Source organism: Amycolatopsis sp. NBC_00348, assembly GCF_036114655.1.
Lineage (GTDB): Bacteria > Actinomycetota > Actinomycetes > Mycobacteriales > Pseudonocardiaceae > Amycolatopsis.
Genome location: NZ_CP107994.1, coordinates 3235534 through 3256001 on the forward strand (window position 1 = coordinate 3235534; position 20468 = coordinate 3256001).

Here is a 20468-nt window from a genome sequence, read left to right on the forward strand (position 1 = left end):
CGCCCTACCACCGCGCCGGCAGCTCGTACAGTCCGAAGAGGACACCGTCGTGCTTGAAGTTCAGCTCGTCGGCCGGCACCGCCAGGCGCAGCCGCGGGATCCGGGCGAACAGCGTCGTCAGCGCGACCTCCATCTCCAGGCGCGCCAGGTTCTGGCCGATGCACTGGTGGATGCCGTACCCGAAGGCGACGTGGCTGCGCGCGGACCGCGCCGGGCAGAACTCGCCCGGGTCGTCGAACACCGTGCCGTCGTGCCCGGCCGCCAGCCCGAGCGGCGCCACGCCCTCGCCGCGGCGGATCAGCTGGCCCGAGATCTCGAGGTCCTCGGTGGCGACGCGCAGGCTGACGACGTCGGAGATCGAGTAGAACCGCAGCAGCTCCTCGACGACACCCTCGTGCCCGATCCACTGTGGATTCTCCAGCAGCGTGACCACGCCGAGGGACAGCATGTTCGCCGTCGTCTCGTGGCCGGCGACCAGCAGCAGCATCGCGACGCCGCGCAGCTCGTCGTCGTCCAGCGTGCCGCCGGCCAGCAGCCGGCTGATCAGATCCTCCCCCGGCTCCGCCCGCTTCGCGGCGATCAGCTCGGTGAGGTAGGTGTTGATCTCGCCGAGCGCGACCTCGCGCTGGCGCGCCGTCGAGGCCAGGCTGACCAGGACGCGGGTGCGCGACTCGAAGTGCTCGTGGTCCCCGTACGGCACGCCCAGCAGCTGGCAGATGACCAGCGAGGGCAGCACGAGGCAGAAGGCGGACACGAGGTCGGCGGCGTTGCCGGCGGCGAGCATCGCGTCGATCCGGTCGTCGACGACCTGCTGGATGCCCGGTCGCAGCTCCCGCACCTTGCGGACGGTGAACTCCGGGATCAGCAGCTTCCGGTAGCGCGTGTGCTCCGGCGCGTCCATCGCGACGAACCACCCGGGAACCGCTTCGGGTGCCCCGCCGGTGGCCGGAAAGCCGGGCAGCGCCGGGTTGGAGCTGAGCCGCGGATCGGTCAGCGCGGCCCGGACGTCTTCGTGCCGGGTGACGAGCCAGACCAGGTTCCCGCCGGGCAGCATGGTCCGGCACAGCCCGGGCCTCCCGCGCAGCGCGGCGTAGCCGTCGGGCGGGGAGGTCTGGCCGGGCGCGCGCCGGGGGAAGCTCACCACGCCGGATTCCGTGCTCACCATGCGGATTGTTGTACCGCCCGGCGACCCGCCAAGGCTGCTGCGACGGCGGAAGTCTGCAAGAACCCCTAGTCTCGCCCGACCGAGCCCGTTCTTGCCCGATATCGGGCAGGAATTTGGTGTTCACGACGTCGCCATGCATGATGAGCGCCATGGAAGACGCCTCACTCATCGACCAGGTCGCGCTGTCTACGGGTCTGTCGCCCGCGGTGGCCGGGCGCGTGGTCGAGGACGTGCTGGCGTTCTACCGGGAGACCGCCGAGCAGTACGTCCGGCGCCGGCACGCGGAGCTGCAGACCGAGGGGAAGAAGAACCCCGAGATCTTCCCGCTGCTCGCCGGCGAGCTGGACGGCAGGCTCGTCGCGCCGCCCACCCTGTCCGAGCGGCAGCTGCGCCGCATCGTCTACGGCTGACCGGGCCCGCCCCGGTCCCCCGTCCCCTGCTCCAGTGAGGTCACCCCGGCATGTGCGGAATCGTCGGATACATCGGCACCCAGAACGCGGCCCCGATCCTGCTCGAAGGGCTCACCCGCCTCGAGTACCGCGGCTACGACTCGGCCGGGATCGCCGTGCTCGGCACCGGCGGCCAGAGCGTGCACCGGATCACCGGCCGCGTCCGCAACCTGACCGCCGCGCTGCCCAAGCGGCTGGCCGGCAAGGCCGGCATCGGGCACACGCGCTGGGCGACGCACGGCGGGCCGACCGAGGCCAACGCCCACCCGCACGTCTCCGAAGACGGCCGGATCGCCGTGGTGCACAACGGGATCATCGACAACGCCGACGCGCTGCGCGAGCAGCTCACCCGCGCCGGCGTCACGCTCGCCTCCGACACCGACACCGAGGTGCTCGCCCACCTGATCGCCCGCTCGGCGGCCGAGACCCTGGAGGACGCGGTCGTCGAAGCCGTCTCCCGGATCTCCGGCACGTACGCGATCGCCGTCACCGACGCCAGCCGTCCGGACCGCGTCGTCGTGGCGCGCAACGGATCCCCGCTGATCGTCGGCGTCGGCGACAAGGAGATGTTCGTGGCGAGCGACCTGGCCGCGCTCGTCCGCCACACCTCCAGCGTCGTGCACCTCGCCGACGGCGAGTTCGCCAGCGTCACGGCCAAGGGGTACCGCACGTTCACCGTCGAGGAGGCCGACACCGGCCGCCCGCCGACGGCGATCGACATCGAGGCCGACGACCTGGACCTCGGTGAGCACAGCCACTACATGTACAAGGAGATCCAGGAGCAGCCCGAGTCGGTGGAGCGGATGATCCGCGGCCGCCTCGACGAGCGCTTCGGCGTCTCCCGCCTGGACGGCCTGAACCTGACACCGCGGGAGCTGCGCGGCTTCGCGCGGGTGAAGATCCTCGGCTGCGGCTCGGCCTACTACGTCGGCCAGATCGGTGCGACGATGATCGAGGAACTGGCCCGGATCCCGGCCGACGCCGAGGCCGCGTCCGAGTTCCGCTACCGCAATCCGATCATCGAGGCGGACACGCTCTACATCGCGGTCAGCCAGTCCGGGGAGACGGTCGACACCGCGTTCGCCGTCGAAGAGGTCAAGCGCAAGGGCGGCCGCGTCATCGGGCTGGTGAACGTGGTCGGCTCGGCGATCGCGCGGGCCTGCGACGGCGGGCTGTACCTGCACGCCGGGCCGGAGGTCGCGGTCGCGTCCACGAAGGCGCTGACGAACATGGCCGTCGGGTTCGCGATGCTGGCGCTGGCGCTGGGCCGCGTCCGGGACCTGTCCAACGCGTCCGGGCAGCGGATCGTCGCGGCGATCCGCGCGCTGCCGGACCAGATCCGGGCGGTGCTCGCCGAGGAGAAGCTGATCGAGGAGCACGCCCGCGCCTGCGCTGACGCGAAGAGCCTGTTCTTCGTCGGCCGCGTCCGCGGCTTCCCGGTGGCGCGCGAAGGGGCCCAGAAGTTCAAGGAGGTCTCCTACCGGCACGCCGAGGCGTACCAGACCTCCGAGCTCAAGCACGGCCCGCTGGCGCTGATCGACGCGTCGGTGCCGACCGTCGCGATCGTGCCGGCGGACGAGCTCGCGGAGCGCAACCTCGGTGCGCTGCAACAGATCCGGGCCCGCTCGGGGCCGGTGCTGGCCGTCACGCACGAAGACGTCGACTTCGGCGCGCTGGACGTCCCGCGCCTGGTGGTGCCGCGGACCGAGCCGGAGCTGGACCCGATCCTGCTGACGATCCCGCTGCAGCTGCTGGCCTACCACGCGGCGCTGGCGCTGGGCCACGACATCGACAAGCCGCGGAACCTGGCGAAGTCCGTCACCGTGGAGTGATGCCCCGCGGGTATCACAGCGGCCGGAAAGGGTCTTGGACGCGGGCGCGGAACGGGCCGAGAGTCGGAGGGGAACCACGACGAAAGGTCCCTTGCGATGAAGGTCTTCCTCACCGGCGGCTCCGGCTACGTCGGCTGCCCCACGATCCGGGCCCTGATCCGGCACGGCCACGACGTGAGCGCACTCGCCCGCAGCGACGCCGCCGCCCGGACGGTCACCGACCTGGGCGCCCACCCGGTGCCCGGCACCTTGACGGACACGGCCGTCCTGCGCGAAGCGGCCGCGTCCGCCGACGGCGTCATCCACCTGGGCCAGCACTACGGCGACGACACGGCCGCCGTCGACGACGCGGCGGCGTCGGCGATGCAGGACGGCCTGGGCGACCGGGGCGCCTACGTGCACACGGGCGGCGTCTGGGTGTACGGCGACACGAACGGCGTCGTCACCGAGGACGCGCCACAGAACCCACCGCGCATCACGGCGTGGCGCCGGGCGAACGAAGAGCGCGTCCTGTCCCGAGGCGGCCGCCCGGTCCTGGTGATGCCAGGCCTGGTCTACGGCCACGGCGGCGGCCTGGCCGAGACGTTCTTCGCCGCCCCGGCCCGCGAACACGGCGCGGTCCCGGTGATCGGCGACGGTCACAACCACTGGGCGCTGGTGCACGCGGACGACATCGCGGAGCTGTACGCACTGGCGCTGCAGGCGCCCGCGAAGTCGGTGTACGCGGGCGTGAGCGGCGAGAACGTCCGCCTGGCGGAGATCGCCGAGGCCCTCAGCTCGGCCGCCGGCTGCCCAGGCCGCTTCGAACAGCTCACCCTCGCGGAGGCCGAGGACCGGATGGGCCCGATCGCGGAGGCGTTCGCCCTGGACCAGCGGCTGACGCCGGACCGTGCCCGCTCCGAGCTGGGCTGGCGGCCGTCCCACCTGGACGCGCTGTCGGACCTGCGCGGGTAAGGGGCCGGCGCGGCGGAAAGGTGCGTGATCACCCGATGCCGCGCCGCCTCCCTCAGGCCGATCCTCGAAGCAGGAACCAACGGCCGAGAGGAACGCCATGCGAGGCGACTGGATCTACGACTGGGTACAGGTGGAGATGGCCTACCGAACGGGCGCAGCCACAAGGCGAACACCCGTCCGCCGCACACGCCCGTCCCGCGCGTGGGCAACGCTGCGGGCAGCGTTGTTCACCACCCCAAGCCAAACGACCGAGCACCCGCGACGCTTGGCAATGCCGCAGGGAAAGTAACCACAGCGGCCACCGATCGCCGGCGTCTCGGAGGCCCTCGCGATCGGCGCCGCCGTGCACTTGGCGCGCCGCCCAACGGGCAGTCGCCGAGAAACCCTGCCGCGCCAAGACTTCGCAGGCCACGGCGGGAGCGTCCGCGTCAGCCTGCGGTCAGGCTCTTCAGCGCTCGCTCGAGGTGGTCTTTCGTCTCGGCCTCCGCGCCGGCCGGGTTGCCCGACTCCACCGCCTCCAGCAAGCGGCGGTGCTCCGCCGCCAGCTCGGCCGGGTCCGGGTGCGCCTCCCGGAGCTGCGCGAGGCACAACTGCATCTCTTCCTGCAACGGCGGGTAGATGCGGCTCAACCGTGGACTGCCCGCCGCCTCGACCAGCGCGACGTGGAACGCCGTGTGCGCCTCCACCCGCTCCGCCCAGCTCGCCGACGCCGGCAGCGCCTCCAGCACGGCCAGTGCCGCCTTCGGCCCGGCGAGGGAACCACCGTCGGTCACCACGGCACGGACCGCCGCGACCTCCAGCGGCAGCCGGACCCGGAACAGGTCGCGGACGTCCGCCTCGGTCAGCACCGGAACCCGCAGCGAGCGGCCGTCGGCCCGCTCCGCCAGATGCCGCGCCTCCAGTTCCTGCAGCGCCGACCGCACCGTCGGACGCGCGACCCCGAACGTCGTCGCCAGCCCCTGCTCCGTCAGCGCCGTGCCGGGCGCCAGTTCCCCGCTCAGGATCTGCTGCCGCACCTCGGCCACCAGCGCGTCCCGCATGTTCGTCGTCCGCAGCGCCATCGGTCCCCCTTTTCGCAGGTCACAGGCTAGCAGCCAGACTGACCAGACCCGTCGAACCACGACGCCGCGATCTCGGCGAACTCGAAGATCACCCGAGACCGACGAGCGGCCACCCACGCCAGGCACACCTCGTTCGGCGGCAGGTCCGAGACCGGCACGTGCGCGACGTCCGGGCGGGTGTAGTACTCCGACGTCGAGAGCGGCACGACCGCGATCCCCGTTCCCGCCGCGACGTGCTCCAGCTTCTCCTCGACGCTCCGGAATCCGCGGAAGGGCAGAGCCGTACCGTCCCGCAGCTCGACCGCGACCTCCCGCCACTCCGGCACCGCACCCGGGTCGTTGAGCAGGTGCTCGCCGGCCAGGTCGGCGACCGTCACCGACTCCTTGCCGGCCAACCGGTGGTCGGCGCGCAGCACCGCGACCCGCGGCTCTCGGAACAGCGGCCGTAGCGTCAGGCCGCGCGGGTCCACCGGCAGCCGGACGACGCTCACGTCGGCACGGCCGTCGTGCAGCACCTCGATCTGGTCGTCCCACGTCGTGCGCACCAGGCCGACGTCCAGGGTCGGGTGCCGTGCAGTCAAGTCGCGTACCGCGCCCGTCACCGTGATCCCGGGCATGAACCCGATCGTGAACGCCGACGTCCCCCGCGCGGCCAGCGCGACCCGGCGCCGCAGGGCTTCGGCGGCGGCCAAGAGCGGGCGGGCGTCCTCCAGCAACTGACGGCCGGCCTCGGTCAGCTCCGTGGATCGCCTGTCCCGTAGGAAGACCTGCGCTCGTAGCTCCGACTCAAGCGCGCGGATCTGCCGGGACAGCACCGGCTGTGCGATGTGCAGCCGCTCGGCGGCCCGGCCGAAGTGCAGCTCTTCGGCGACCGCCACGAAGTACCGCAGCTTCCGCAGATCGACGTCCACCAGCGGCCTCCCGTCCCGGTGAGACCTCCAGGGTATTAGGCGTGCGCGTCCAGGAAGCGCCGCAGGTGGGGATTCACCTCGTCCGGGTGGGTGTAGCTCAGGAAGTGCGCCCCGTCCTCGACGACGACCAACGACGCGTCAGGCAGCGCCGACGCCAGTTCGGCCGCCCGATCCACCGGGTACGCCAGATCCGCCGTGCCGTGCAGGACCAGAGCTGGGCACACGATCTCCCCCGCCCGGTCCAGCACGGCGTCGCGGTCGACGAGGGCCGTCATCGCGAACGTCAGCTGGTCCGCCGGAACCGACGCCCAACGCCGCTTCCACTCCCCCACCTCCGCCGGGCCGAAGCAGATCGTCGCGACGCCGTCGAGGACCTCCGGCGGAGCGCCGCCCGACACCCAGGCGTCCAGGACGGCCCGGTAGCCCGTCGCCACCGCCGGGTCCTCCGCCGCGGCCGAGGTGCCGAGCACCGCCAGCGCACGAACCCGGGAAGGCGCCAGCAGCGCCATCCGCAACGCGACGAACCCACCCTGGCTCGTCCCGACCACCGCCGCGGACGAGACGTCCAAGTGGCCCAAGACCGCCAGGACGTCGCGAGCCACGTCCCAGTAGTCGAACGGGCCCGAAGCGGGCGTGCCGCCGTGGGCGCGCTCGTCGACCGTGATGCAGCGGAAGCCCTTCAGGGCCGGCAGCTGCGCGGCGAACATGCGGCGGTCCATCAGGAAGCTGTGCAGCAGCACGACCGCCGGGCCCGGGCCGCCGTGATCCGTGAAGGCGGGGAGCGTCATCGATCCTCCGAAAGGGAAGGTCAGCCGGCGAACCGGCCCACGGCGACGAACGCCGCCAGCACCAGCAGCACGACGTTCATCGGCAGCGCCTTGGTCTCCTTGCGGCGCGCGTGGACGATGATCGCACCGATCTGGACGATCGCCAGTCCGGTGGCGGCCAGCGGGGTCAGCACCGGCGCGATGTCCAGCGCCCACGGCAGGATCAGGCCGATCGCGCCGACGATCTCGATCGCGCCGATCCCCTTGATCGCCGCCGCCGAGAAGTCCGCCGTCCACCCCATGTTGGGGTTCTCCAGAAGCTTCTCCCGCGGCGTGGCGAGCTTCATGCCCCCGGCGCCGAGGTACAGAACAGCCAGCAGGCCGGCGGCGATCCACAGGACGACGTTCACGGTGACTCCAAACTCCGGAATAAGTGATTGAACACTACGTCACTTTCCGGAGGTCGAGCCTCAACTTGGCGTGATCGTGACCGACGCGCCGGGCCGCAGGGAGATCGTGCGCTTCCAGGCGCCGGCCCGCACCTCGGTCCGGGTCCCGCCGACGCTCCGGATCACCGCCCGGGTCACCTTGCCGTCGCGCCACGCGACGTCGACCTCGAACCCGCCGCGCGCGCCGATCCCGGTCACCCTCCCCGACCGAGCCCACGCCGAGGGCAGCGCGGGCAGCAGTTCCAGCACGCCCGGCCGCGAGTACAGCAGCATCTCCAGCGCCGCGGTGGGCGCGCCGAGGTTCGCGTCGATCTGGAAGATCGTGTAGCTGCCCTGGCTGTACATGTCGAAGAAGTTCGGCGCGGTGCCGTTGCCGTTGGCCACCGACGGCCGCATGACCGTGAGCAGCAGCTGGTACGCCTTGTCCGCGTCCTTCAGCCGCGCCCAGCACGCCGACCGCCACGCGGTCGCCCAGCCGAAGCTGTCCATCCCCCGCGCGGTCAGCAGGGCACGGACGCCGCCGAGCAGCTCGGCGGGCGACGTGTCCGTCGCGATGCGGTCACCCGGGAAGAACCCGATCAACGGCGACAGGTGCCGGTGCGTGGTCTCGCCCAGGTTGTCGGGCGACATCCACTCCTCCAGCCAGCCGGTCGTCGGGCTCACCTTCGGCAGGTACAGCTTCCGCTGCAGCCCGGCGATCCGGTCGCCGTACGCGCGGTCGCGCCCCAGGGTCGTGGCCGCCGCGCGGTAGTGCTCGAACAGGTCCCAGACGATCTCCTGGGAGTACGTGTTCCCGAGCGTGTCCTGCGGGCCGTGCTCGGGTGACCAGTCGTGGTCGTCGACCAGCACCTCGCGGCCGTCGACGGTCGTGGTGACGAGCCGCGCCTCCCAGAACTCGGCGGCCCCCTTGAGCAGCGGGTAGATCCGCGCGAGGTAGGCCTTGTCCTGGGTGAACGCGTAGTGGTCCCACAGCGAGTTGCACAGCCACGCGTTGCCGGCCGGGTGCCACCACCAGCCGGAGCCGCCGTAGATGTTGGTGGAGAACGCGATGGCCCAGCCGCCGATCTTGCCGCTCGTGTTGCGGAAGCGGTTTCTCGGGTCGTTGAACAGCTTCTTCGTGGTGTCCGTCCACACGGGAAGCTGCGAGAGGCAGTAGTCGGCCAGTGCGGTGAAACTGCCCGGCAGCGCCGCGCGGTCGGCCAGCCAGTAGTTCATCTGGACGTTGATGTCGGTGTGGTAGTCGCTCATCCAGTCGGGCGTGTTGTTGTTCTGCCACAGGCCTTGCAGGCCCATCGGCAGGCCGTCGCGCGAGCCGGTGATCGTCAGGTACCGGCCGTACTGGAGGTAGGACGCCTCCAGCTCCGGGTCCGGCGTGGCCGGGTCGTCGTGCCGCGCCACCAGCCGCGCCCACGTGTCCAGCGAGCGCTTCGACGCCGGGGACGCGCCCAGGTCGAGCGTCATCCGGTCGTAGAGCCGCCGGTAGTCGGCGACGTGCGTCGCGAGCAACGCGCCACCGCCGGCCCGCAGCGCGCGAGCCGCCTTCTGCTTCGACAGCGCCAGCGGATCCACCGACGCGTCGAGGAACTTCCGCGCCGCATCGGGCACGTAGTTCGTGCCACCCGACAGCACGATGACGACTTCGCGGCAGCCGGTGAACACCACGTTGTTCCCCTGCTGCGACACCTTTCCACCCTGCCCGGACGCCGACGCCGCACACGCGTACTTCAGCCCGTTGGCGAAGGCCGCCGCGAACGCGGGGCCGCTCAGCACCTCGTCCCGCGTCGGCTCGAGGACGACCGTGCCGGTCAGCGTCCCGCGGCCTTCGCTGGTCAGCCGGACGACCACGACGTCGTCGGGGTGGCTCGTGTAGACCTCCCGCCGGTACCGGGTGCCCTGGCACGCGTAGGTGACGGTCACCAGGCCGTTGCTCAGGTCGAGCGTGCGCCGGTAGTCCGTGACGCCGGTGTGCGCGGGCACCGAGATCCGGGCCTTCGCCAGCAGCCCGAGCGTGCCGAACTTCTCGCGCTCGTACGGGAACTGGCCGTCGTCTTCGAGGACGTCGTTGGCGCCGCCGGTCCAGAGGGACGCGTCGGCGAGGTACAGGAAGTCGGCGGCCGGGTCGCCGCCGACGAGGACACCGATCCGACCATTGCCGATCGGCAAGCCCTGCTCGATGATCTTGTCCTCCACCGCGGGCGACGGGTACCACAGCGTCGTCGCCCGGCTGCCGGGGACAAGATCCGCGACAGCCGGACGGACGACGTCTGCGCCTGCGACGAAAGGACGAACGCCACTCAGGGCGATCCCGGCGCCGACCGCGCCACCGAGCTTGAGGAACGCGCGGCGCGAGGGCGGGAGGGAAGGGTTCGACATGTCGGATCCGTTCGGCGTTGAAGGCGGGGACCGGCGTGAAGCCCGCCAAACATATGACCTATCCGGATCCGAGGTCAAGATTCTTCGTAATTAATCCGATAATACGAACAGTTCAGCAGTTCGACGGCGCGGGCTTCCCGGCCAGCCGGTCGTGGATGTAGGCGAGCGCCCCGGGCGCCCCCTGGACCGCGACGGTGACGTGGCCGCCGATCGGGATCCGGTTGTACTGGATCGTCACGCCTTCGGCGCAGTACTTCCGCACCAGCGCGTCCACCGGCGGCGTGAGCGCCAGCTCGTCGAAGATCCCCTGGTAGAAGTACGTCGGCGAGCCGGGTTTGCGGGTGCCCATCACGTTCTGGGCGATCACGTTCCGCACCGCCGGCACGTCGAGCAGCTGCGGCACGGTCGTGTAGTCGCTCATCCGGTGGAACGCCTGGGCGACGCTGAACTGGGCGATGCACTGCTTGCCGACGTCCTCGAACGCCTGCTTGCCGCGCGTGTTGAGCAGCGTGGCCGTGTCGATCTCCGGGTACGCGCGGCTCAGGCCGACCGCGGCGCCGATGTAGATCCCGGCGAACGGCCCGCCGTCGATGCGGCGGGCAACGTACTCGATGTCCGCGGGCACACCACCGGCGGCGACACCGGCGAACTTCAGTTCCGGCGCGTAGGTCGGCTGGACCTCGTTGGCCCACTGACTCGCCAGAGCCCCGCCCGAGTAGCCCATCAGCGCCGTCGGCGTCGCCGGCCCGGAAAGCCCGGCGGGCGCGAACGACTGGGCCGCGCGGATACCGTCGAGGACGCCGTGCGCGGTGTTGAGCCCGGCCGTCCACTCGGACCGCGGACCCTCGTAGTCGGCGGTCACGACGGTGTGGCCCGCGGCGAGCAGCGGCACCATCAAGGCCAGTTCTTCGGCGGGCAACGCCGTCCCCGTGGCCAGCACGTACGACGGCGCGCAGTCGAGGCTGAGCCCGTCCTGCGCGGTCTGGTACGAGACCAGCGTCTTCGAGGTGGACGACACCGGCTGCATGACCGTCGCGACGTCGGCGATGGCCGCGCCGCGGGTGTCCGACGAGCGGTACTTGACCTGCCAGGCCCGGATCGGCACCGGCAGGGTGAGCGCCCGGATCGTGATCGGGCGCGAGTCGAGGATCGTGCCCGGCGCGACGTCGGGGAACGGCGACGGCTGGGCGTAGAAGGGATCGGCGGCGGGGTTCGGCGGCAGCCCGGCGGCGGACGCCGTGGTGGCGGGGGCGACGAGAGCGGCCGCGGCGAGGACCACGACGGTGAGGGTTCGGCGGATGTCGGCGCTGACAGTGGGCACGGGACCTCCCGGTTTCGATACCGACCGGTATCGTGTGTCCGATTTACCAGATGACCCGCGTCACAGTCAACGAAGGACGCCCAGGTGAGGGAGGCGGTAGCGTTGCGCTCCATGACCGGCCCCGCACGCCGCCGCCCGAGCCGCGCCGAGACCCGGCGGCGGATCATCGACGCCGCCACCGCGGTGTTCGCCCGCCAGGGCATCGCCGCGACGTCGCTCAACGACGTCGCGGCCGAGGCCGGCCTGACCAAGGGCGCCGTCTACTCCAGCTTCACCGGCCGCGACGACCTGGTGCTGACGATCATGGAAGAGCACATCGTCGAGCGGATGGCGGGCGCGACGACGGCGTTCGCCGACCTGGCCGACCTCGACGAGGCCACCACCGAGGCCGGCGCGCGGCTGCTGGCCGGGATCGACTCGGACGCCACCTGGCACCGGCTGCTGCTGGAGTACTGGGGACTGGCCATGCGGAACCCGGCCGTCCACAAGGGACTCGCCGAGCGCCGGGCCCGGCTGCGCGAAGCGGTCACTGCGGCCATCGGCAAGGTCGCCGACCGGCACGGCATCACGCTGCCCCTGGCGCCCGAGCACCTCGCGGTGGTGGTGCTCGCGCTGTCCAACGGCCTCGCGGTGGAACGCGGCGTCGACCCGGACGCGGTCCCGTCGTCGCTGTTCAGCGACGTGCTGAAACTGCTCGTGACGCCCCGGCCGGCCGACGTCTAGGGGTTTCCAGGTGCGACGAAAGGTCTACTACCGGTGATGACCAATCCCTTCCTCGAAGGCAACTTCGCCCCGATCAGCCAGGAGCACACGCTCACCGAGCTCGAGGTCACCGGCACGATCCCGGACTTCCTCGACGGCCGCTACCTGCGCAACGGCCCCAACCCGCTGTCCGAAGTGGACCCGGCGGCCTACCACTGGTTCATGGGCGACGGCATGGTCCACGGCGTCCGCCTGCGCGACGGCAAGGCCGAGTGGTACCGCAACCGCTGGGTGCGCAACCCCTCGATCGACGCGATCCTCGACGGCGACCGGCCGCGCCGCACCCCGCACGGCCTCAGCGCCAACACCAACGTCATCGGCCACGCCGGCAAGACGCTCGCGCTGATGGAGGCGGGCGCCACGATCTGGGAGCTGTCCGACGAGCTCGACACCGAGGGCCGCTGCGACTTCGACGGCACCCTCTCCGGCGGCTACACCGCCCACCCCAAGCGCGACCCGCTGACCGGCGAGCTGCACGCCGTCTCGTACTCGATGGCCAAGGGCAACAAGGTCACCTACTCCGTGATCGACGCGGCCGGCCGGGTCCGGCGCGAGGTGGACGTCGAGGTCACCGGCGCGCCGATGATGCACGACTTCTCCCTCACCGAGCGGCACGTCGTCTTCTACGACCTGCCCGTGACCTTCGACGCCGGCATGGCGACCGCGGCGATCCCGTCCCGGTTGCTGCGCTCCACCGCCCGGCTCGTGCTCTCCGCGGTCATCGGCCGCGTGCGGATCCCCGACCCGATCACCGCCCGGCTGGCCACGAAGATCGCGGCCAACGGCGGCCTGCCCTACCACTGGAACCCGAAGTACCCCGCGCGGATCGGCGTGATGCCGCGCGAAGGCGGCAACGGCGACGTCCGCTGGTTCGACGTCGAGCCGTGCTACGTCTTCCACCCGCTCAACGCCTACGACGACGGCGACAGCGTCGTGCTCGACGTCGTCCGCCATCCCCGGATCTTCGACCGGGAGCTGCACGGCCCCGACGAGGGCGTGCCGACGCTGGACCGGTGGACGGTCGACTTCTCCTCCGGCAAGGTCATCGAGGAACGCCTCGACGACCGCGGCCAGGAGTTCCCGCGCGTCGACGAACGCGTGGTCGGCCGCCCGCACCGCTACGGCTACGCGCCGTCGGTGACCACCGGCGCCAGCCCGGCGGACTCGTTGTACAAGCACGACTTCTCGAACGGCTCGACGCAGGTGCGGTCGTTCGGGCCCGGGCGCTCACCGGCGGAGTTCGTGTTCGTGCCGCGCGCCGCGGACGCCGCCGAGGACGACGGCGTCCTGGCCGGTTTCGTCCACGACGCGGCGACCGAGCGCAGCGAACTCACGCTGCTCGACGCCGGCACGCTCGAAACGGTCGCCGCGATCCACCTGCCGGACCGGGTGCCGATCGGCTTCCACGGCAACTGGCTGCCGAGCTAGCGCTTCCGGTACCCCAGCACCCCGGCGTCGGCCTGCTCGGACAGGTACCGCGCGAACGTGATCCGGCCGTCGAGGTGGTCCGGCGCGAGGTGCCCACCGCCGGCGTACGCCCGGAACGTCTCCCCCGGCACCTTCACCGAGACGATCCGGCGGCGCCGCCCGCTCGCCTCCGCGACCGCCTGGGCCAGCTCGGCCGCGGCCAGGATCTCGGGGCCGCCGAAGTCGTCGACGTGGCCCGCCGGATCACCGGTGGCCAGGTCGGCGAGGCGCGGCGCGAGGTCGCGGACGTCCACCGGCTGGAACCGCACCCGCGGCACGGGCAGCACCGGCAGCCGGGACGCGCCCGCGAACAACGTCCGGACCAGCGCGTGGAACTGCGTCGCCCGCTGGATCGTGTACGGCAGGCCCGAGGCGGCGATCAGCTGTTCGGTCGCGAGCTTGCTCTTGTAGTAGCCTAGCGGGACGCGGTCGACGCCGACGATCGAGACGTAGACCAGGTGCGGCCCGCCGGTCCAGCGCGCGGCCTCCAGCAGCGTCCGCGCGAGCGCCGTCTCGTGCCGGAAGTCGGTGGCGCAGTGGACGACGGTGTCGACGCCGGCCAGCGCGCTGTCGATGCCGCGCCCGGTGCGCAGGTCGCCAGGCACGACGTCCGGCCCGGGCCGTCTGCTGAGGACGCGGACGTCCTCGCCCGCCGCGCGCAGCCGCGCGGCGACCACCCTGCCGAGCTGCCCGGTGCCGCCGGTGACCAGGATCCGCACGAGGCCCACCTCCGCCCATCAAACGCCGTCAAGGCCACCTTACGGGCGTCTGTCGCCCGTAAGGTGGCCTTGACGGCACTATTCGATCAGTTGCGGACGATGGTGAACGTGCTTGTCGTGTTCCGGATGTCCTGGACGTTGTTGCTCAGCGTGAGCCCGGTGAACGTCGCCGAGCCGACGGCCGGGCCCTGACCCGGTTCCGGCAGCTCGTTGGCCCAGATGCCGATCCCGGACTTCGCGTCGAAGGCGTCCCCGCTGCGCTGGGCCCCGCTGATGTTCACGTTGGTGAACACGGTGTCCTGCACGGAGTTCTGCGGCTGCCCGCCGACGTAGTTCGTCTGGAACATGATCCCGCTGTAGGTCGGGCTCTGGATGTCCACATCGGACACCCGGATCCCGCGGAACTCCTTGGAAGCGGAAAACATCCAGATCGCCGGGAAGGTCTGCTGGCCCCAGAAGTGGCCACCCGCCCGGACGAGCGAGGCGTTCTGGACCGTCGTCGGCTGCGGCCCGAACCCGAGGAACGGGTAGCCGAAGTCGAGCGAGCTGATCGTGATCGCCGAGTACGTCAGCGTGTCCGCGATGTAGAGGTTGCGGAAGGTGTTGTTGTACCCGCCGTAGACCGCCAGCCCGGCCGCGCGCCACGGGGTGAGCGCGGTCAGGTTCTCGAACACGTTGTCGTACTGGTTGCCCTGGTTGATGTCCGTGGCGGCGAACAGCGCGAAGCTGTCGTCACCGGTGGACCGGGCTTCGTCGTTGACGACGTGGTTGCCGGTGCTCCCGTTCGTGAGGTTGATCCCGTCGGCGTAGGTGTCGCGGATCCGGGAGTTCTTGATCGTGGTGTTGTCCACGTTGGTGCCCCACACCATGACCACCTGGTGCTCCACCCAGATGTTGTCGATCGTCAGGTTCGCGACGTTGGCCAGGTTGAACACCTTGCCGGGGCCGTCGATGCGGGAGGTGTAGTTCCCGAACACCGCGAACCCGCTGACCGTCGAGCCGTTGGCGGTCGACTGGACGTCGAAGCCGATGTCGGTGTTCTCCTGCCCGGCGGGCGCGGAGAACTTCGTGAACCACGGCCCGGCGCCGATCAGCGTGATCGCCTTGCCGTAGACGTTCACCTTGCTCGAGAGCGAGTAGTTCCCGGCCGGCAGGTAGACCCCGGTGAGGGTGCTGTCCTGGCGGACCTTGTCCAGGGCGGCCTGGACGTCCTGCTGCGTGAACCCGGCCGGGACGGCGAAGTGCGCCGGGTCCGGGTTCGCCTGCGCGGTGGCCTGCTCGAAGTTCACGAAGTCGATCGCGTAGTTCGTGCTGTTCGCCGCGTCCTTCTGCAGCTTGATCTTGCTGCCCGCCGGCACCGTGGTGCCGAGCAGCGCGCTGGCCTCGTCGTAGATGTGGCGCGGCCCGGTGCCCGGCGAGTTGCCCGGGCCGGTTTCGGCGCCGTAGAGCCACGCGTAGTGCGAGGTCAGGTCGACCGCCTTGAGGAAGGTGCCGTTGACGTACACGTTGATCGTCGAGTTGATCCCGCCACCACCCGCGGAGTCCGGGATGGAGAAGCGCGTGACCAGCGTGTTCGTCGCCGCCCGCGTGGTGAACTCCACCGAGGAGCCGGTCGAGTTCAGCGTGACGGCCTTGCGTCCGGACGCCTCGCCGGCGAGGTCGCCGATGGTGCGGTTCGGGCCGACCACGGCCGCGCCGCCCGCGAGGACGCCGTCCTCGGCCTCGTACATGTCGTAGGGCATGTTCGCGCCCTGGCCGACGAACAGCGTCTGCGTGCTGGTGTTGTTGGCCTGCTTCACCGGCAGCTCGTTGGCGTCGTTCGCGACGACCGTCTTCACGGTGTACTTGCCGTTGGCCGCCGTCCACGTGCCGACGTTGACCGGCGACGCCGTGGCCCCGGCCGCGATGGCGCCGGAGTACGAGCCGGTCAGCGTCTTCACGACGGCGCCGCTCGTGTCGGTGAGCGTCACGGTCACGCCGTGCGCACCGGACGCCGACGCGATCGTGCCCTGGTTGCGCAGCGTCACGCTGAAGGTCACCGTGTTGCCCGCCGACGGGGAGTTCGGCGACCAGCCGGTCGCCGCGACGAGGTCGGAGCTCTGCACCGGGCTGACGACGAGCGCCGTCGAGCCGGTGAACGAGTTGTTGTTCTCGTTCTGCTCGAGCACGGCGTTGGCCTCGTCGACCTTCGCGGTCAGCTGGTAGCTGCCCGCGTTCTGGGCGCCGATGTTCGCCGACACCGTCGTCGACGCTCCGGCGGCCAGCGCGCCGACCGCGGCGGTGCCGACCTTCGTGGTGCCGAGGTAGAGGTTGACGTTCGTCGCGCCCGCGGCCGCCGTGCCGGCGTTGCGGACGGTCGCCGACGCGGTGATCGCGTCGGTCTCGACCGGGTTCTGCGGCGACCAGGACACGCCCGAGACCGTCAGGTCCGGGTTGGGCGCGGGGACGCCGATCACCTGGAACTCCGCGGCCTGCCCACCGCCGGCGCCGGAGTTGGCGGTGACGCGCAGCCGGACGTCGGCGACGCGGCCGCTCAGCGGGATGGTGACGCTGTTCCCGCTGCTGGGGTTGAAGTTGTACGTCTGCGCGGCGGCCAGGGTCGTGAACGTCGAGGACGCCTGCTCACGGCCTTCGACGGCGATGGTCTGGGTGCGCGGGCCCCACGAGGCGTCCGGGTTGAGCTTGACGACGACCTGGCTGAGGTCGGCGTTGGAGCCGAGCCCGACGGTCAGCAGGTTCGGGTAGGTCCCGCCGCCGCCCTCCCAGTACGTGCTGGTCGAGTTGTCGTTCGCGTTCGTGGCGACGAACGTGAACTCCGTCGACGACGCCGTGATCGGCTTGCCGACCGCGAGGTTCGTGCCGACCTGGGTGCCGTTGCGCGTCACCGTGTTGCTGTTCGCCGACTGGTTGCCCGCGGCGTCGTGCGCGCGGACGTAGTAGGCCACGGTCGTGCCGTCGGGCTGGTTGTCCGTGTAGGTCAGGACGGTGCCCGCGACGCTGCCGCGCAGCGCGTTGTTCGCGTAGACGTCGTAGCCGGTGACGCCGATGTTGTCGGTCGAGGCCGACCACGTCAGCCGGAGCTGGCCGCTCGCGGGCGCCGTGTAGGCGAGGTTGCCGGGCGCGGACGGGGCCTGCGTGTCGCCGCCGGAGGTGCTGCCGTGCACCTCGAACTCCGACAGCTGCGCGGCGGGCCAGCCCGTGTTGGCGGTGACGTTCAGCCGCACGTAGCGGGTGCTGCCGGTGACGTTGATCGTCACCGTGTTGGCCGTGGCCGGGTCGAACCGGTAGCCGGCCGACGCGACGAGGTCGCTGAAGCTCGTCCCGTTCGTGCTGCCCTGCACGGTGAGGGTCTCGGTGCGCGCTTCCCAGCCGGTGGGCAGCTTCAGCACGAGCTGCGCGAGGTTCGTGGTGGCGCCGAGGTCGGCCTGGATCCACTGCGGGAACTGGTTGTTCGCGCTTTCCCAGTAGGTGGCCTGGTTGCCGTCGCCGACGTTCGAGGCGGGGTACTCGGCGATCTGGCTGCTGGCCGTGTAGGTCGCCGACACGGCCTGGGCGGCGGGCTGGACCGCGGCGGCAGCGGCGGGGACGGCGGTCGCGGCCGGGGCGCCGCTCGCCGCGACGGCGGGTGCCGCCAGGAGCAGGGACAGGGCGGCGTAGGTCGCCGCGCGCGACAGGAGTCGCTTCGTTCTCATGGGGTTCCTCTGATCCGGGGAGGACGGGGAGACGACAGGAGCGAGGACCGGCCCGCGGAGCGCGGGCACGGCGGAAACCGGGGAACGGACGGGCGCGACCGGCCGGGCCGGAGGCGCGCGTGGGCAGGGCGAAGCAGCCGTCATGGACACCTCGGCGTTGAGGAGCTGGGCGGGATCTTCCTGACTGCTGCCGCGATTTCTCGCGCTGCTGTCAGGTTCTTGCACTGATTCGTTCAAGAGTTACAGTGACGGGGGTCTCAAGTCAACGCCCAAACGGCCGGAAGGCCCCTCGCGAGTGCGAAGGGCCTTCCGGGAGACGGAGGTGCGGACGTCAGTGCACGGCGCCCAGCCGGATCGCGTGGGTGCCGGGCGCGTTGACCGGCTCGCCGCAGTGCTCGCAGACCGTCACCGCGCGCAGCTCGGCGCCACAGGCGTGCCGCCACAACGTGGGCGGTTCGCCCTGGTGGACGTACTTGTCGCCCCAGGCCATCAGGCCCAGCAGGATCGGCTGCAGCGCGCGGCCGGCTTCGGTCGGGTAGTACTCGTGCCGCGGCGGGTGCGCCTCGTACTGGACCTTCTCGAGCACGCCGGCGTCGACGAGCTTGCGCAGCCGCGCGGCGAGGATGTCGCGGCTGGCGCCGGTGTTCTCGGCGATCTGGTTGAACCGCCGCTCCCCCAGCATGATCTCGCGCAGGGCGAGCAGGCTCCACCGCTCGCCGACGACTTCGAGGGCTTCCGCCACCGAACACTCGCGACCACGCCGCACGACGTCACCTCCACGGGTTGAAAATCCAACCTAGCACGTCAAGAACGTGTGACCTGGCGAACAGGTCAGTTGTGCAATCCAACTCACTCAGCGTATACCGAGGGTATCCCCGATCTGCGAGGAGGCAGACGCCATGACGGACGCGGTGATCGTCGACGCGGTACGGACCCCCATCGGCAAGGGCAAGCCGAACGGGACACTGGCCGGGGTGCACCCGGTCGACCTGCACGCCCACGCGCTCCGCTCGCTCGTCGAGCGCACCGGTGTCGACCCGGCCCGGATCGACGACGTCATCAGCGGCGCCGTCGGCCAGATCGGCGAGCAGAGCATGAACACCGCCCGCTGGGCCGCGCTCGCCGCCGGCCTGCCGGAGTCGGTGCCCGCCGTGACCGTGGACCGGCAGTGCGGCAGCAGCCAGCAGGCCGTCCACTTCGCCGCGCAGGGTGTCATCGCCGGCGCGTACGACGCCGTGATCGCGTCCGGCGTCGAGTCGATGAGCCGGGTGCCGATGGGCAGCCAGGTGGCCGGGCGTGACCCGTTCGGCCCGCAGGTCGCCGCCCGCTACCCGGACGGCCTGGTACCGCAGGGCATCAGCGCCGAACTCATCGCGGCCAAGTGGGGCCTGACGCGGGACCGGCTCGACGCGTTCTCCGCCGAAAGCCACCAGCGCGCCGCGAAGGCGTGGGCCGACGGGAAGTTCACCCGCGAGGTCGCGCCGCTCAAGGCTCCCGGCCCCGACGGCGTGCTCGTCGACGTCACGACCGACGAGACGGTCCGGCCGGGCACCACGCCGGAGATCCTGGCCGGGCTGAAGCCCGCGTTCCGCGCCGACGTCTGGGAGCAGCGCTTCCCGGACCTGGACTGGCGCGTCACGGCGGGCAACTCGTCGCCGATCAACGACGGTGCCGCCGCGCTCATGATCACCAGCAGCGAGACGGCCGCGGCGCTCGGGCTCCGGCCGCGAGCGCGGATCCGGAACTTCGCCGTGGTCGGCGACGACCCGCTGTACATGCTCACCGGCGTCATCCCGGCGACCCGCAAGGTCCTGGACCGGGCCGGGCTGAGCGTGTCCGACATCGACGCCTTCGAGGTCAACGAAGCGTTCGCCAGCGTCGTGCTGGCCTGGCAGGCCGAGATCGGCGCGGACCTGGCGAAGGTCAACGTCCACGGCGGCGCGATCGCGCTCGGCCACCCGCTCGGCGGCAGCGGCGCCCGCCTGATGACGACGCTGCTGTCGGTGCTGGAGGAAACCGGCGGCCGCTACGGCCTGCAGACGATGTGCGAGGCGGGCGGCCTCGCCAACGCGACGATCATCGAGCGCCTCGACTAGCCGGGTCTGCCGCAGCTCGTCGTGAGTGTTTAGGGCGGTTAGAACCGCCCTAAACACTCACGACAACCCGACCCAGGTACAGCCGCAGCGACACGACCGCTTGCCCCGGCGCGTCCGTGGTGGCCGGGAACGCCTCGTCGAAGCCGAGCGCGAGCAGCTCGCGGCGAGGCAGGTCCAGGCGACCCGCGATCACTGTCGGCAGCCGAGTCAAGGCCGGGTTCGCGCGGACCCCGGTGATCACGTGCGCGCAGTCCGCGCCGCCGTCCGTCGCGGACAGCACCAGGCAGTCCGGCTGTTCACGGCGGCACGCCTCGAGCACGTCGGCCGCCACGCACACGACGTGGCCTTCGCGTTCGAGGATCACCTGCAGCGCGACCAGGCTCCACGCCCCGGCGTCCACACCGGACAGCACGATCTTCATACCGGGCGGAGGCGCGAGGCCGCCCGGAA

The 20468-nt window shown here is 71.3% G+C and carries 17 protein-coding genes; 6 read left to right on the forward strand and 11 right to left on the reverse strand.

Features of this window, described 5'->3' with window-relative positions; genetic code table 11:
• Positions 1-4 precede the first annotated feature (4 nt).
• Entirely contained in the window at positions 5-1165 is a 1161-nt protein-coding gene (locus tag OHS58_RS13640) for a cytochrome P450 (RefSeq protein WP_328648449.1), read from the reverse strand.
• Positions 1166-1314: 149 nt separating this feature from the next.
• Here OHS58_RS13640 and OHS58_RS13645 point away from each other — a divergent pair, with 149 nt between their 5' ends.
• The 3 genes from OHS58_RS13645 to OHS58_RS13655 all read left to right on the forward strand — a co-directional run bounded on the left by OHS58_RS13645 (position 1315) and on the right by OHS58_RS13655 (position 4400).
• Complete coding sequence (locus tag OHS58_RS13645; protein WP_326949511.1) at positions 1315-1575, forward strand: hypothetical protein; 261 nt, start codon at positions 1315-1317, stop codon at positions 1573-1575.
• Positions 1576-1625: 50 nt separating this feature from the next.
• Positions 1626-3446: a glutamine--fructose-6-phosphate transaminase (isomerizing) gene (gene glmS / locus OHS58_RS13650; protein WP_326949510.1), complete on the forward strand. Its 1821-nt coding sequence runs from the start codon at positions 1626-1628 to the stop codon at positions 3444-3446.
• A 96-nt stretch (positions 3447-3542) separates the two neighbouring features.
• Positions 3543-4400, forward strand: coding sequence for an NAD-dependent epimerase/dehydratase family protein (locus tag OHS58_RS13655; protein ID WP_328648450.1), 858 nt, complete (start codon positions 3543-3545; stop codon positions 4398-4400).
• 428 nt (positions 4401-4828) lie between these two features.
• Here the strand turns inward: OHS58_RS13655 and OHS58_RS13660 are convergent, their stop codons facing one another.
• The 6 genes from OHS58_RS13660 to OHS58_RS13685 form a co-directional block, all read right to left on the reverse strand.
• Positions 4829-5461, reverse strand: coding sequence for a GntR family transcriptional regulator (locus OHS58_RS13660; RefSeq protein WP_328648451.1), 633 nt, complete (start codon positions 5459-5461; stop codon positions 4829-4831).
• Between the two features lie 26 nt (positions 5462-5487).
• Positions 5488-6372 carry a LysR family transcriptional regulator gene (locus OHS58_RS13665; protein ID WP_326953376.1) on the reverse strand — a complete coding sequence of 295 codons (885 nt, stop codon included), beginning with the start codon at positions 6370-6372 and terminating at the stop codon, positions 5488-5490.
• Positions 6373-6407: 35 nt separating this feature from the next.
• Entirely contained in the window at positions 6408-7160 is a 753-nt protein-coding gene (locus tag OHS58_RS13670; RefSeq protein ID WP_328648452.1) for an alpha/beta fold hydrolase, read from the reverse strand.
• Between the two features lie 20 nt (positions 7161-7180).
• Positions 7181-7549: a DoxX family protein gene (locus OHS58_RS13675; protein ID WP_326949505.1), complete on the reverse strand. Its 369-nt coding sequence runs from the start codon at positions 7547-7549 to the stop codon at positions 7181-7183.
• A 60-nt stretch (positions 7550-7609) separates the two neighbouring features.
• A complete protein-coding gene (locus tag OHS58_RS13680) occupies positions 7610-9961 on the reverse strand; it encodes a glycosyl hydrolase family 95 catalytic domain-containing protein (RefSeq protein WP_328648453.1) in 2352 nt (783 codons plus the stop codon).
• A gap of 112 nt (positions 9962-10073) precedes the next feature.
• A complete protein-coding gene (locus OHS58_RS13685) occupies positions 10074-11282 on the reverse strand; it encodes a lipase family protein (RefSeq protein ID WP_328648454.1) in 1209 nt (402 codons plus the stop codon).
• Positions 11283-11393: 111 nt separating this feature from the next.
• On the opposite strand from OHS58_RS13685, the gene OHS58_RS13690 reads away from it, so the two are divergent.
• Entirely contained in the window at positions 11394-12005 is a 612-nt protein-coding gene (locus OHS58_RS13690) for a TetR/AcrR family transcriptional regulator (protein ID WP_328648455.1), read from the forward strand.
• A gap of 36 nt (positions 12006-12041) precedes the next feature.
• Complete coding sequence (locus tag OHS58_RS13695; protein WP_328648456.1) at positions 12042-13472, forward strand: carotenoid oxygenase family protein; 1431 nt, start codon at positions 12042-12044, stop codon at positions 13470-13472.
• On the opposite strand, the gene OHS58_RS13700 is transcribed toward OHS58_RS13695, so the two are convergent.
• From OHS58_RS13700 to OHS58_RS13710, 3 genes are all read right to left on the reverse strand, one after another.
• Positions 13469-14230 (reverse strand): SDR family oxidoreductase, encoded by a 762-nt coding sequence (locus OHS58_RS13700; protein WP_442875532.1) that lies wholly within the window; start codon positions 14228-14230, stop codon positions 13469-13471. The two genes, OHS58_RS13695 and OHS58_RS13700, sit on opposite strands and share 4 nt — an antisense overlap.
• Before the next feature lie 86 nt (positions 14231-14316).
• On the reverse strand, positions 14317-17922 hold the full coding sequence (locus tag OHS58_RS13705) for a discoidin domain-containing protein (protein ID WP_328648458.1): 3606 nt from the start codon (positions 17920-17922) through the stop codon (positions 14317-14319).
• Positions 17923-18253: 331 nt separating this feature from the next.
• A complete protein-coding gene (locus OHS58_RS13710) occupies positions 18254-18688 on the reverse strand; it encodes a winged helix-turn-helix transcriptional regulator (protein WP_326949498.1) in 435 nt (144 codons plus the stop codon).
• Between the two features lie 133 nt (positions 18689-18821).
• Here OHS58_RS13710 and OHS58_RS13715 point away from each other — a divergent pair, with 133 nt between their 5' ends.
• The gene (locus OHS58_RS13715; RefSeq protein WP_328648459.1) at positions 18822-20018 is read left to right on the forward strand and encodes a thiolase family protein; all 1197 of its coding nucleotides are present in this window, start codon (positions 18822-18824) and stop codon (positions 20016-20018) included.
• 49 nt (positions 20019-20067) lie between these two features.
• Here OHS58_RS13715 and OHS58_RS13720 read toward each other — a convergent pair whose 3' ends face one another.
• Complete coding sequence (locus OHS58_RS13720) at positions 20068-20439, reverse strand: hypothetical protein (protein WP_328648460.1); 372 nt, start codon at positions 20437-20439, stop codon at positions 20068-20070.
• Positions 20440-20468 lie beyond the last annotated feature (29 nt).

What these genes read in the sequence shown, in the direction of transcription:
- OHS58_RS13660 (WP_328648451.1), bottom strand. Translation starts at nt 5,461, where the DNA reads ATGGCGCTGCGGACGACGAACATGCGGGACGCGCTGGTGGCCGAGGTG.
- OHS58_RS13690 (WP_328648455.1), top strand. Translation starts at nt 11,394, where the DNA reads ATGACCGGCCCCGCACGCCGCCGCCCGAGCCGCGCCGAGACCCGGCGG.
- glmS (WP_326949510.1), top strand. Translation starts at nt 1,626, where the DNA reads ATGTGCGGAATCGTCGGATACATCGGCACCCAGAACGCGGCCCCGATC.
- OHS58_RS13705 (WP_328648458.1), bottom strand. Translation starts at nt 17,922, where the DNA reads ATGAGAACGAAGCGACTCCTGTCGCGCGCGGCGACCTACGCCGCCCTG.
- OHS58_RS13645 (WP_326949511.1), top strand. Translation starts at nt 1,315, where the DNA reads ATGGAAGACGCCTCACTCATCGACCAGGTCGCGCTGTCTACGGGTCTG.
- OHS58_RS13680 (WP_328648453.1), bottom strand. Translation starts at nt 9,961, where the DNA reads ATGTCGAACCCTTCCCTCCCGCCCTCGCGCCGCGCGTTCCTCAAGCTC.
- OHS58_RS13720 (WP_328648460.1), bottom strand. Translation starts at nt 20,439, where the DNA reads ATGAAGATCGTGCTGTCCGGTGTGGACGCCGGGGCGTGGAGCCTGGTC.
- OHS58_RS13670 (WP_328648452.1), bottom strand. Translation starts at nt 7,160, where the DNA reads ATGACGCTCCCCGCCTTCACGGATCACGGCGGCCCGGGCCCGGCGGTC.
- OHS58_RS13640 (WP_328648449.1), bottom strand. Translation starts at nt 1,165, where the DNA reads ATGGTGAGCACGGAATCCGGCGTGGTGAGCTTCCCCCGGCGCGCGCCC.
- OHS58_RS13655 (WP_328648450.1), top strand. Translation starts at nt 3,543, where the DNA reads ATGAAGGTCTTCCTCACCGGCGGCTCCGGCTACGTCGGCTGCCCCACG.
- OHS58_RS13715 (WP_328648459.1), top strand. Translation starts at nt 18,822, where the DNA reads ATGACGGACGCGGTGATCGTCGACGCGGTACGGACCCCCATCGGCAAG.
- OHS58_RS13695 (WP_328648456.1), top strand. Translation starts at nt 12,042, where the DNA reads ATGACCAATCCCTTCCTCGAAGGCAACTTCGCCCCGATCAGCCAGGAG.